Raw genomic sequence first — 12,014 nt, 5'->3', positions numbered from 1 at the left:
CCTGAACGGACACGGTAGAGGGGCGCGGACATGAACGACCAAACGGACACGGTGGAGGCGGACCGGGCGCTCAAGCAGAAGCACCGGGCTATGTGGGCCTCGGGCGACTATCCGGCGCTGGCGGATGAAATTCTCCTGGAACTGGGAGCCGTCCTGGTGGAAGCGTCGGGAATCACATCCCGGCACCGGGTGCTGGACGTCGCGGCCGGCTCGGGAAACGCCGCCATTCCGGCAGCCATGATGGGTGCCCGCGTGGTGGCCAGCGACTTGACGCCGGAGCTGTTCGAGGCCGGACGCCGGGAAGCAGCCAACAGGGGAGTCAGCCTGGACTGGCAGGAGGCGGACGCCGAGGCGCTGCCCTACGGCGACGGCGAGTTCGACACCGTCATGTCCTGCCTTGGCGTGATGTTCGCGCCGCACCACCAGGCGGCCGCCGACGAACTGGTCCGGGTATGCAAACCCGGCGGCACCATCGGGCTGCTGAGCTGGACCCCCGAAGGTTTCATCGGCCAGATGTTCGCCACCATGAAGCCCTTCGCCCCGCCGCCCCCGCCCGGAGCCCAGCCCGCGCCACTGTGGGGGAGCGAGGACCACGTCCGGGAACTGCTGGGCAACAGGATCACGGACGCCAAGGCCCGCAAGCAGACACTGGCGGTGCGGAGCTTCCACCAGCCCGGGGACTTTGTCCGCTACTTCAAGTCCCATTACGGCCCCACCATCTCCGTCTACAAGTTCATTGGCGAGGACAAGGACAAAGCCAGGGAACTCGACGAGGCACTCACGAAACTGGCCGATTCCTTTGGTGACGCGCACGGTGACACCCCCTTCCAGATGGAGTGGGAGTACCTGCTGTTCACGGCCAGGAAGGCGCAATGACGGCACGCGCCCGCTGACCGCCGCTGACCCCCCACCCCTCCCAACTGGGTAGCAGTAGCTGTCGTTTTGGGCGCTCAAAACGACAGCTACTGCTACCTGCTTTGGGGGCGTGGAAGGTGGGGGCGGCACTTAAACGCGGCAGCCGCCGTCGGGCATGTCCCCAGGAAGGGAAAGCCCGACGGCGGCCGCAGGTAAGGCGCCCAAGGCACCGCTGCTGCTACTCGGCGTCGTGGTCCGTTTCGAGGATCTGGACCAGGCGTTCCAGAGCGGCGTCCGCGCCGTCGCCCTCGGCCCGGAGGACCACCACGTCACCATGCGAGGCGCCCAGGCTCATGAGGGACAGGATGCTGGCGGCATCCATGGCCTCGTCGGCCGGCTCGCCTTCCTTGGCGATGGTGATGTCCAGGTCGAACTCTCCGGCTGCCTCGGCAAAGATGGCGGCAGGGCGGGCGTGCAGGCCCACGCGGCTGGCGACGGTTGCGGTGCGTTCTGGCATTGTTGCTCCTTTGTCGTTCGGCTTGCTGGTGCAGGCCGGTAGGTAATTGGTGACCGTGTCAGACCGTTGCTGGGACGGTTTCCACCGTAGCAGTGGACTTGGGGGCTGCCCAGCGCTTCAGTGCAATGACAGCCAGCGCGCTGACGATTGCGCCGGCGATGATCGAGATGATGAACATCAGCACGTTGCCGATGGCGAAGAACACGAAGATGCCGCCGTGGGGTGCCTGCGAGGTGACGTTGAAGGCCATGGTCAGCGCGCCGGTCAGGGCGCCGCCCACCATGCTGGCCGGGATGACGCGCAGCGGGTCGGCAGCCGCGAACGGGATGGCGCCTTCGGAGATGAAGGACGCGCCCAGCAGCCAGGCGGCCTTGCCGTTTTCGCGCTCGGCCAGGCTGAACAGCTTCTTGTCCAGGACGGTGGCAAGGGCCATGGCCAGCGGCGGGACCATGCCGGCCGCCATGACGGTGGCCATGATCTGCCACGGTGCCTGGTTGGTGGCGCTGCCGGCACCCAGGCCAGCGACGGCGAAGGCGTAGGCCACCTTGTTCACGGGGCCGCCGAGGTCGAAGCACATCATGAGGCCCAGGATGATGCCCAGGACGACGGCGGACGCACCGGTCATGCCGGACAGCCAGTTGTTCAGTCCAAGGGTGAGCCCGGCGATGGGTCCGCCCAAGAACAGGAACATCGCACCGGACGCCACGATGGAGGCCAGCAGCGGAATGATGACCACGGGCATCAGGCCGCGCAGCCAGCGCGGGACCTGCCAGGTGCCGATCACGTGGGCGATGTAGCCCGCCAGCAGGCCGCCTACGATACCGCCGAGGAAACCGGCATTCATGAAGGCGGCAACGGCTCCGGCCACGAAACCGGGAGCGATGCCGGGGCGGTCGGCGATGGCATAGGCGATATAGCCTGCAAGAGCCGGGACCAGGAAGCCCATGGACAACGCGCCGATCTTGAAGGCCACCGTGCCCAGGTACAGCGCGAGGTTGCCGTCCGGAAGGTTGAACAGGGTGTTGTTGGCCAGGATGTCGTTGGCTTTGGTGCCGAGGGCGATGTCGAATCCCGCCAGCAGGAAGCCCAGGGCGATGAGGAGGCCGCCGCCGGCAACGAACGGGATCATGTAACTGACGCCGGTCAGCAGGGCCCGCTTCAGCTTCTGGCCGATGTGCTCGCCCTTTTCGGCTTCCGCCTGCTCGGCCTGCTCCTCCGCGCCAAAGTGCGCAACCCGGCGTGCGTGCGGATCCGTCGCTGCCGCGAGGGCTTCCTGGACCATCTTTGCGGGTTCGTCGATGCCGCGTTTGACCGGGGCGTTGACCACCGGCTTGCCGGCGAAACGCTCCTTGCCGCGCACGTCCACGTCCACAGCGAAGATCACGGCGTCAGCGGCGGCGATCACGGCCGGGTCCAGCGGCTTGGCGCCGGAGGAACCCTGGGTTTCCACCTGCAGGTCCACGCCGGCTTCCTTAGCCGCTGCCACGAGGGAGTCGGCGGCCATGTAGGTGTGCGCGATGCCGGTGGGGCATGCCGTGACGGCAACGAGCCGCTTGGGACCCGTGTGGCCGCCCCCGTCGCCTGAGGCAGCTACTGCCGACGCTCCGGAGTGGCCGGTGGCGTTCAGCCTGCCGGAACCGGCACCGGCGGACGCGGCGGCATTGGGGGTTGCGGCTGCATGCGCAGCCGGCTTGTCGGCCAGGGCGCCGTCCACCAGTTCAACGATTTCCGCCTCGGAGGAGGCACCGCGCAGGGCCGCGGTGAAGTCCTTCTTGATGAGGGAGCGGGCCAACTTGGACAGGAGCTTCAGGTGCTCCTGGTCCGCGCCGTCAGGGGCGGCGATGAAGAAGATCAGGTCAGCAGGGCCGTCCTTGGCACCGAAGTCCACCTTGGGGTTGAGGCGGGCCATGGCGAGGGTGGGCTCCGTGACGGCAGCCGAACGGCAGTGCGGGATGGCGATGCCGCCCGGGATGCCCGTGGCCGTTTTCTGTTCCCGGGCGTAAGCGTCGGCGAAGAGGCCTTCAACCTCGGTTGCGCGTCCGGCGGCAGCAACCTTGCTGGCCAGGTGCCGGATCACCGACTCGGGCGCGTTGCCCAGGTTCTGGTCGAGTTCGACCAGTTCCGTGGTGATGAGCTGGGTCACTGTCAATCCTTTCGAAGAGCCGTGATGGTTACGGCATCCGGGGTGGTTTGGTGGACTGCCGGAACCGTGGATCCGGGCAGGGAAGCGGCAGCGGCACCATGGGCCACGGCCTGACGAAGGCAATCGGCCGGGGCGGCGCCCTGGCCGTGGGCGAGCAGGTAACCGGCCAGCGCGGAGTCGCCCGCGCCGACCGTACTGACCGCGGCGACCGGCGGATGCGTGGCCAGCCACGCGCCGTCGGCCGTTACCAGGACAGCTCCCTTGGATCCGAGAGTTGCCAGCACAGCACCCACACCCGAACGTACGACGGCGGCAGCTGCGTCCGCTGCAGCCGCCGGGTCCGCTTCCAGCTGGTCAGCGGTGGCCGGGGCAAAGCCGGCCGCGGCGGCCAGTTCTGCCAGTTCTTCGGCGTTGGGCTTGAGGAGGTCCGGCATGCCCGCCACGCCGCCGGTGAGCGCTGCGGCGAGTGGCTGGCCGGACGAGTCGACGGCGATCCGGGGTGCGGCGCCGTCGGCGGAGGAACGCAGGCGCCGAGCCGCCGTCGCGTAGAAATCTGCCGGGAAACCCGGCGGCAGCGAACCGGCGAGGACCACCCAGCTGGCGCCACGGGAGCTTTCCAGCAGCAGCTTGAGAAGGGCTTCCTGCTGGTACTCGTCCAGCAGCGGGCCGGGTTCGTTGATTTTGGTTGTCACACCGCCGGGCTCGGTCAGGGCGACGTTGGTCCGCAGCGGCTCGTGGATGGGCAGCGCGGTGAAGGGGACCCCGCTTTCGCGCAGGCCGGCAAGGACAGGATCGGTGTCCGCGCCGGGGAGCACGGCCAGGGATTCCAGGCCGGACGCCACCAGGGCCCGGGAGACGTTGACGCCCTTGCCGCCAGATTCCTGGCTGACGGAGACGGCGCGTTGCACCTCGCCGCGTTCCAAGGGCCCGGGCAGGGCAACCGTCCGGTCCAGGCTTGGGTTGGCCGTGAAGGTGACAATCATGCGATCACCACGTCAACGCCGGCTTCTTCCAGGGCAGCTGCGAGTTCGGTGCCGGGTTCGCTGTCTGTAATCAAGGTGTCCAGATCTTTCAGGGAGGCGAACTGGACCAGGGTTTCCGTGTCCAGCTTGGAGGAATCGGCCAGCACCACGATGCGGCGCGCCGATTGGACGAAGGCTGCCTTGACGGCTGCTTCTTCGGGATCGGGAGTGCTAAGGCCAAAGCTTGCGTGGATGCCGTTGGTGCCCACGAAAGCGAGGTCCGGGCGGAGCTTTGCCGCGGCGTCCACGGTTGCCTGGCCCACCGCCACCTGCGTGATACCGCGCACCCGGCCGCCCAGGATCTGCAGGGCGATGCCGGGGATGTTGGAGAGTTTGCTGGCGATGGGCACGGCGTGCGTGATGGCCACGAGTTCCGGGCGGGACTCGGAATCGGAAACCTCGACGGCGGTGCGCCGGGAGAGCATGTCCGCGAGGACTTCGGTGGTGGTGCCGCCGTCGATCAGGACGCTGCCGGGCTTGTTGCGGGGAATGAGTGCCAGGGCGGCTTCCGCGATCCGGATCTTCTGGTCCGGCCGCTGGATAGCGCGCTCGGTGACGCTTTCCTCCGTAGTGCTGAAGCGGTCTGCCGCCACTGCGCCGCCGTGGACCCGGCGGACGGTACCGGCAGTCTCCAGGGTGGCCAGGTCCCGCCGCACGGTCTCGGTAGTGATGCGGAAGCGCTCGGCCAGGTGGGTCACGCTGACCCGGCCGCTGCCGGCAACAAGCTCGGCAATCTTTTGCTGGCGCTCCTCGGCGAACACGTACCCTCCGTCGCGTAGGTTGCTGGTGCTGTGGGTCCGGATGCACTGCCGCCCGAAGCGTGACTGGCATCACATAATGTTGAGTTACTTGACTTTATCTTTGTATCTGTTGGTTTGTCAACGGAAACCCACATGAAACAAGATGGCGGCGCTTGTCCCGTTTGGGGCCGCACGCTAGCTCTGGAGTTTTTGGGCAGATATGCAGACTTCCGGGACCCGGAAGTCTGCATATCTGCCCAAAAACTCCGGGGGTGGGGGCGGGTGGGTGCAAAGGGAAAGCCGGGCCGGACCGTGGTGGTCCGGCCCGGCTTTCGGGCTTGCCTTTGTGGCTGCTGGTAAAACCTTCCGGCTTATAGGTTCCCGTCGCGGCTTTCATTCCGGGTGATGCGCTCGCCCGTATTGGGATCGACCACCGAGCGGGTCTCGCTGACCCGGCGGCTCCTGCCCGGCGAGGCGAGGATCAGGGAAGCGACCAGGCCAATGGCTCCTACAGCCATCAGGATGTATCCGATGAGCACCTGGTCCACGAAGGGGATCAGTCCGGGGGCTACGGCCCAGGCGAGGATGGCACCGAGGGCGATCAGGAAGATTGACGAACCGATTCTCATGACGTGCTCCTTTACTGCCGCGGTGGATACGGCTCCGGTTAGGGCTGCTGGAACGGTAGTACTTCTAATTACTAAGCATGCTGTCTGTTAAGCGTCACGCTACCGGTCCGCGTGGTTCGAATCAATGGCCTGAACTGGGAAGACTTCTTTTGTCCCGCCACCGCCGCCCGGATTGCATGCGGTTTTACTTCCCGGACCAACGCTGCTGTCGATGAGCCGGCATGCGCCCGGGATCCCACGGCTCCCCAGGGCGGGATGGTCTCCGCGCCGTACGGCGGCGCTGTCCTCGGGTCTCAACGTCATCGCTGCCGCTGGACCGGCAGGGGTTCAAAATCCTGCAGGGCCTGTCCCGCTAGGCTGGGCCGGTGGAAACAGTTGTGTGGTCGAAGCCGGAGGACCAGCGCGCAGGCACCCCGTTGCTGGTGATGATGCACGGCTACGGGACGGACGAATCGCGCATGGTCCGGCTCTTTGACTATCTGCCCTCCGAGTTCACCTTCGCCGCACTGCGGGCACCAATGGCTATTGGCGACCACTACGGCTGGTTCCTGCTGGACTACTTCCTGGTAAATGACTTCGCGGACGTTATGTCAGCCACGAACGCCGTCCATACCTGGGTCAACTCGGTGCGGGAACAACACACGAGCGTGAGCCTGATGGGTTATTCGCAGGGCATGGCGATGGCCAGCACCCTCCTGCGGCTCCATCCCCGGGCCTACACCTCGGTAGTGGGACTGTCCGGCTTCATCCTCAATAATGAGCTCCTGGCACTCACCGATTCCTTCGACACCAAGCCGCCCTTTTTCTGGGGCCGCGACAAAGCGGACCTGGTCATCAATGAGGATGCGGTCGCCTATACCGCCGACTGGCTCGAGAAGAACACGCTCCTGACCAGCCGGACCTATCCGGGCATGGGGCACTCCATGTCCAAGGCCGAGATGGTGGACGTCAGCGCCTTCCTGCGCCACTACGTCCTGCGCTGACGTCGAAGCTGATTGAACGCTCCCAGGGATCAGGCGGTAGGATGCCTGAGATTTTTGTCACATCCGGAAGGCTGTCCACAGGAGCGAAAAAACAGTTGCCAGCCAAATTTGTAAGCGCTTACACTCAACCTCAGCCGCGGAAGCGGGCGTTGAACTGGGCTGATGAGGAGGCCGGCGGAATGCAGACCGATCACTGCAGCGAGAAACCCGGTGCGGGCGGGGATGCACCTGGTACTCCACAGTACCCCTTGGCCTTGGCACTCCCATCCGCCAGGTTGTTCTCGAACGGCATCAGGAACATGATGGAAGACGTATCTGGACCAGCAACGCCTCCGCGCGCCGCAGCGACATACGCCGGCCGACGCCCGCGGCGCTGCCGTCCACTCCGGGCACCGAAGCCACAATCTCCCTTGCACCTTCTTCGCCGCTGCCCGCCGTCTGAAAGGACCATGTACTGCTGATGACTGCCTCTTCCGCAACAGAAACCGCGGCCTGGACCAGTGCCGCTGCAATCCTGTTCGACCTGGACGGCGTGCTGACCCCCACGGCGGCCGTGCACGAGCAGGCGTGGCAGGAACTGTTCGAGGGCTACCTCGCCTCACAGCCGCAGGCAACGGCCTACAGCGAAAGTGACTACTTCGACCATATTGACGGAAAGCCGCGTTTCGACGGCGTCCGCGACTTCCTCGCCTCCCGCGGCATCGTGCTGCCCGAAGGCCCGCTGGATGATGACCCGGGGAACTTGACCGTTCAGGGCCTTGGCAACAAGAAGAACCGCATCTTCAATGACATCGTGAGCAGCGGCGTCGAACCCTTCGACGGCTCGGTGCGCTTCCTTCAAGCCGCGCTGGAGCGCGGACTGAAAGTCGCCGTCGTTTCTTCCTCGCGCAACGCCCCCGCAGTCCTGGCCGCAGCCGGACTCGACCATCACTTTCCCGTTGTGGTGGACGGGGCGGTGGCTGCGGAGGAAGGGCTCCCCGGAAAGCCCAGCCCTGCGACCTACCAGTACGCGGCACAATTGCTCGGGCTGCCCAGCGGGGAGTGCGTGGTGGTGGAGGATGCAGTATCCGGTGTGCAGGCAGGCCAGGCAGGATCGTTCCACTCCGTCATCGGTGTTGACCGCGGTGCCGGCCGGCAGACGCTCCTTGACGCCGGTGCCACCCTGGTGGTCGACGACCTGCAGGAACTGCTTCCCTAGCCCGGAGGCCGCCTTCCGCCGGGCGGCACCGGCTGCCGGACCCCGCAGCAGCCATCCAGGCACCACACCTCCTTCCAATACCTGATACCGGTGAAGCCGGCACACAGCAGACGCCAAAAGGACCCCAACCATGGCACTCATCACCGCGGACCGGGAGCGGTTCCCGAACACCCCCTGGCAACTCGTGGAAGCACGCCACGAGCCGGGAAATGCCGGGACCCTGGAAACACTGTTCTCCCTGGGCAACGGGCACCTCGGCATCCGCGGCGCGCACTGGGCTGCGGCGGACTCCGAGCTGCCGGGCAGCTTCATCAACGGACTGCACGAAATCTGGGACATCAAGCACGCCGAAAATGCCTTCGGCTTCGCCCGGACCGGCCAGCGCATCCTTTACATCCCGGACGCCAACAACTTCACCGTGATTGTCGACGGCGAGTCCCTGACCCTGGCCGAGTCCGAGGTGCTGGACTACCGGCGCTCCGTGGACTTCGCCACCGGCGCCTACGAGTGCAGCATCACCTGGCAGTGCCGATCCGGTGCCGTTGTCACCACCACGGAGCGCCGGGCGGTGGGCTTCGCTTCACGCGGAAGCCTGGGGATCTCGCTGCAGGTGTCCACGGACCGCGACGTATCGCTGGACGTGACCTCCTCCGTCATCAACCGCCAGGACCAGCCGGTGGAGGACCACTCGGTGCACGATCCGCGCCGGGCGGGCCGGCACGCCGGCCGGGTGCTGCTTCCGTTGCGGCTGGACGGCGGCGACGGTTCGCTCCGCCTTGCCTGGGAGGCGGCCGAGTCGAAGCAGCGCGTGGGTGTTGCCGTGGACCACTGGATCTCGGCTGGCTACCAGCCGTTCGACACCCAGGTGGACCAGGACGAAAGCACAGTCCGCTATGTCCTGGCAGTGAGCGCCGATGAACCGTTCACGCTGGAAAAGAGCGTCAGCTACGCCGTCGGCGCGGCCGTCCAGGACCCGGAGACCAATGCTGCGGAAGTGGCGGAAGCGGGACTGCGCCCGGTCAAGGACATCTTTGCTGAGAGCGAAGCCCATTACCGCGCCTACTGGGCCACCTCTGACATCGTGCTCGAGGGCGGCAACCCGGACCTGCAGCAGGCGATCCGGTGGAACCTCTTCCAGCTGGCCCAGGCCACGGCCCGCGCCGACGTCGCGGGGATCCCGGCAAAGGGCGTCACCGGCTCCGGCTACGAGGGACACTATTTCTGGGACCAGGAGGTGTACCTCCTGCCGTACCTGACGTACACCAATCCTGAAGGTGCCCGGCAGGTCCTGGAGTTCCGGCACGGCATGCTCCCGGAAGCCAAGATCCGCGCCAAGGAGCTCAGTGTGGACGGCGCCCTGTTCCCCTGGCGGACCATCAACGGCCTGGAGGCCAGCGCCTACTACGCCGCCGGCACGGCCCAGTTCCACATCGCCGCAGCCATCGCGTTCGCCACCAACCGCTACCTGTGGGCTACCGGGGACACCGTGTTCCGGGACGGCATGGGTGCCGAGCTGCTGATCGAGACGGCCCGGATGTGGATGTCGCTCGGTTTCTTCGGCAAGGACGGGCTGTTCCACATCCACGGCGTCACGGGCCCGGACGAGTACACCGCCGTGGTCAATGACAACCTGTACACCAACGTCATGGCCCGGTTCAACCTTCGCGCCGCTGCCGCGCTGGAACATGCCGGGATCAGCCAGGAGGAACGCCAGCTCTGGGAGGCGGCCGCCAACCGGATGCAGCTGCCCTTCGACAACCGGATGCAGGTGCATTCGCAGGACAACGACTTCATGACGCTGGAGCCCTGGGACTGGACCACGCCCCGGTCGAAGTACCCGCTGCTGCTGCACTTCCACCCGCTGGTGATCTACCGGCACCAGGTGCTCAAGCAGGCGGACACGGTCCTGGCAATGTTCCTGCAGTGGCAGGACTTCACGGCCCAGGAAAAGCAGCGCGCCTTCGACTTCTACGATCCCATCACCACCGGTGACTCCACCCTGTCCGCCTGCGTGCAGGGCATCATGGCGGCCGAGGTGGGGTACTCGAAAGAGGCGCTCGAGCACTTCACCAACGCTGTTTTCATCGACCTGGACGATGTCCACGGCAACACCATCGACGGTGTGCACATCGCCTCCACCGGCGGGGTGTGGAGTTCGCTGGTGTGCGGCTTTGCCGGCCTGCGCGACCAGGGACCGCTGCCGTTCTTCGACCCGCGGCTGCCCGGCGAGTGGGACGGCCTGACGTTCCACCTGAAAATCCGCGGCCGGCTGCTGCTGGTGCAGCTCGCGGCAGGGTTTATCACACTCACAGTCCAGGACGGCGCGCCGCTGGACGTGGACGTGCGCGGCGAGGTTTACACCGTGGGCGCCGATCCCGTCCAGGTGGCGCTGCAACCGGTCCCCGAGCCGGAGCCCACGGTCTTCCCCAGCGGACTTCCGACGGCGAGCATCCCCGTGGTGCGCGGCAACAGCTAGTGCCCGACGGCGGGAGGAGACGGCGCTGCCTTGCGCGCCTTAGTTTCCTGCCGCCGTCGTGCGTTCCACCTCAGGCGCTGTGTCCAGCGGGTGGGCCAGTTCGTCGTCGGGCATCCGTGCCGCCGCCATGGCGATGACCGCCATGACGGGGCAGACGCCGCCGGCCACCAGGAAGATGAGCCAGATGGGCAGCACCTCGGCAGCGGGGCCCGCCAGTGCCATGGACACCGGCATCAGCGCCAGCGACACGAAGAAATCCAGGCTGGAAACCCGGCCGAGCAGGTGCGGGGGAACGCGGCGCTGCAGCAGAGTCCCCCAGATGACCATGCCCACGCTGCCGGTTACGCCCCACAGGAATGTGGCGGCCGCGATCAGCCAAAAGTTGTCCATGATACCGACGGCGGCGAGCGGCATGCTGCCCGCACCCCAGGACACCATCATCACCGTGAGGTAGCGGCGCGGCAGCCGCAGGGACGCGGTGACCAGGGAGCCCAGTGCTGCGCCCACCCCCATGATGGCCAGGAGGAAGCCGAACATGCTGGAATCGCCGCCCAGCTGGTCGCGGACCACGAACGGCAGCAGGACCTCGATGGGGCCGATCAGGAACAGCACGGAAATGCAGGCCCAGATCAGGGTCCACAGCAGCCAGGGCGTGCGGATGGTGTAGCTGATTCCTTCGCGGAGGTCCTGCAGGAAGGAGGATTTTTGGGGTCCCGTTTCCTTGTGCCCTTCGTGCCCTGCCCCGCTGGCGGGTGCGTCCAGGGCATGGCGGCCGAGGAAGTTCAGGACGATGAAGGCCAGCAGGTGGCACATCGCCACGCCCGTGACGGCGTGCGACGGCGAGAGGGCCGCAACCAGGATGCCCGCCACGGCAGGACCGGCGGCCTGCTGCAGCACGGGGCGCATGGTGCCTTCCATGCCGTTGGCCGCGAGCAGGTCCTCGGCCGGGAGGATCCGCGGCAGGATTGCGGAGTAGGCGGGGAAGAAGAAAGCCGCGCCCACGCCGAGCACGAACGCGCCGGCCGCCACATGCCATAGCTGCAGCAAGCCTGCTATCGCCAGCCCGCTGACGGTGGCGATGACGGCGAGGTTGGCGCCTTCGACGGCGATGATCAGCTGACGCTGCGGGATCCTGTCCGCGGCAATGCCGCCGGCCAGGACGAAGGCGACCAGGCCTATGCTGCCCGCGGTTGCCACGAGCGAGAGTTCCAGCGGGCCGCCGCCCAGCCTGATCACCTGGTAGACCATGGCCACGGCCCACATTCCCGATCCGAAGATCGAGATGGCCAGTGCCGCGATCAGTACCCGGTACTCACGGTGGGCAAAGGGGCGCAAGGCTTTGGGAGCGGGCATAAGCTTCAGTTTAAGCCTGCTTTGCCTGTCCGCCCCTTGCCTGGTGCCCCCAACCGCACCAGGCAGTGCCGGCTTGCCGGCGGTTACCCCGCGAGGAG

10 protein-coding genes are annotated in these 12,014 nt (G+C 66.6%); 4 read left to right on the top strand and 6 right to left on the bottom strand.

Going from position 1 to position 12,014, the window contains the following annotated elements; translation table 11 throughout:
• Nucleotides 1-30 precede the first annotated feature (30 nt).
• The gene (locus FDW83_RS10815) at nt 31-876 is read left to right on the top strand and encodes a class I SAM-dependent methyltransferase (protein ID WP_138138101.1); all 846 of its coding nucleotides are present in this window, start codon (nt 31-33) and stop codon (nt 874-876) included.
• A gap of 217 nt (nt 877-1,093) precedes the next feature.
• Here the strand turns inward: FDW83_RS10815 and FDW83_RS10810 are convergent, their stop codons facing one another.
• The 5 genes from FDW83_RS10810 to FDW83_RS10790 all read right to left on the bottom strand — a co-directional run bounded on the left by FDW83_RS10810 (nt 1,094) and on the right by FDW83_RS10790 (nt 5,906).
• Nucleotides 1,094-1,372 carry an HPr family phosphocarrier protein gene (locus FDW83_RS10810; protein ID WP_138138100.1) on the bottom strand — a complete coding sequence of 93 codons (279 nt, stop codon included), beginning with the start codon at nt 1,370-1,372 and terminating at the stop codon, nt 1,094-1,096.
• A 58-nt stretch (nt 1,373-1,430) separates the two neighbouring features.
• A complete protein-coding gene (locus FDW83_RS10805; protein WP_138138099.1) occupies nt 1,431-3,515 on the bottom strand; it encodes a fructose-specific PTS transporter subunit EIIC in 2,085 nt (694 codons plus the stop codon).
• A 2-nt stretch (nt 3,516-3,517) separates the two neighbouring features.
• The gene (locus tag FDW83_RS10800) at nt 3,518-4,498 is read right to left on the bottom strand and encodes a 1-phosphofructokinase family hexose kinase (protein WP_138138098.1); all 981 of its coding nucleotides are present in this window, start codon (nt 4,496-4,498) and stop codon (nt 3,518-3,520) included.
• On the bottom strand, nt 4,495-5,298 hold the full coding sequence (locus FDW83_RS10795) for a DeoR/GlpR family DNA-binding transcription regulator (RefSeq protein WP_138138097.1): 804 nt from the start codon (nt 5,296-5,298) through the stop codon (nt 4,495-4,497). Before FDW83_RS10795 ends, FDW83_RS10800 begins: the two co-directional genes overlap by 4 nt.
• A 350-nt stretch (nt 5,299-5,648) precedes the next feature.
• Nucleotides 5,649-5,906 (bottom strand): DUF6458 family protein, encoded by a 258-nt coding sequence (locus tag FDW83_RS10790; RefSeq protein WP_138138096.1) that lies wholly within the window; start codon nt 5,904-5,906, stop codon nt 5,649-5,651.
• Nucleotides 5,907-6,271: 365 nt separating this feature from the next.
• Between FDW83_RS10790 and FDW83_RS10785 the strand changes: the two genes are divergently transcribed.
• The 3 genes from FDW83_RS10785 (at nt 6,272) to FDW83_RS10775 (ending at nt 10,563) form a co-directional block, all read left to right on the top strand.
• A complete protein-coding gene (locus FDW83_RS10785) occupies nt 6,272-6,889 on the top strand; it encodes an alpha/beta hydrolase (RefSeq protein WP_138138095.1) in 618 nt (205 codons plus the stop codon).
• Nucleotides 6,890-7,349: 460 nt separating this feature from the next.
• A complete protein-coding gene (locus tag FDW83_RS10780) occupies nt 7,350-8,087 on the top strand; it encodes an HAD family phosphatase (RefSeq protein ID WP_138138094.1) in 738 nt (245 codons plus the stop codon).
• A gap of 130 nt (nt 8,088-8,217) precedes the next feature.
• On the top strand, nt 8,218-10,563 hold the full coding sequence (locus FDW83_RS10775) for a glycoside hydrolase family 65 protein (protein ID WP_138138093.1): 2,346 nt from the start codon (nt 8,218-8,220) through the stop codon (nt 10,561-10,563).
• 39 nt (nt 10,564-10,602) lie between these two features.
• On the opposite strand, the gene FDW83_RS10770 is transcribed toward FDW83_RS10775, so the two are convergent.
• The gene (locus FDW83_RS10770) at nt 10,603-11,916 is read right to left on the bottom strand and encodes an MFS transporter (protein ID WP_138138092.1); all 1,314 of its coding nucleotides are present in this window, start codon (nt 11,914-11,916) and stop codon (nt 10,603-10,605) included.
• Nucleotides 11,917-12,014 lie beyond the last annotated feature (98 nt).

Origin of the sequence: Pseudarthrobacter sp. NamE2, assembly GCF_005796205.1 — a bacterium.
Lineage (GTDB): Bacteria > Actinomycetota > Actinomycetes > Actinomycetales > Micrococcaceae > Arthrobacter.
The sequence above is the reverse complement of the archived record's forward strand: the minus strand, read 5'-3'. Positions and strand labels throughout refer to the sequence as shown.

Excerpts from the sequence above, each read along its gene's own strand:
- FDW83_RS10815 (WP_138138101.1), top strand. The coding sequence starts at position 31 with ATGAACGACCAAACGGACACGGTGGAGGCGGACCGGGCGCTCAAGCAG.
- FDW83_RS10810 (WP_138138100.1), bottom strand. The coding sequence starts at position 1,372 with ATGCCAGAACGCACCGCAACCGTCGCCAGCCGCGTGGGCCTGCACGCC.
- FDW83_RS10800 (WP_138138098.1), bottom strand. The coding sequence starts at position 4,498 with ATGATTGTCACCTTCACGGCCAACCCAAGCCTGGACCGGACGGTTGCC.
- FDW83_RS10790 (WP_138138096.1), bottom strand. The coding sequence starts at position 5,906 with ATGAGAATCGGTTCGTCAATCTTCCTGATCGCCCTCGGTGCCATCCTC.
- FDW83_RS10780 (WP_138138094.1), top strand. The coding sequence starts at position 7,350 with ATGACTGCCTCTTCCGCAACAGAAACCGCGGCCTGGACCAGTGCCGCT.
- FDW83_RS10775 (WP_138138093.1), top strand. The coding sequence starts at position 8,218 with ATGGCACTCATCACCGCGGACCGGGAGCGGTTCCCGAACACCCCCTGG.
- FDW83_RS10770 (WP_138138092.1), bottom strand. The coding sequence starts at position 11,916 with ATGCCCGCTCCCAAAGCCTTGCGCCCCTTTGCCCACCGTGAGTACCGG.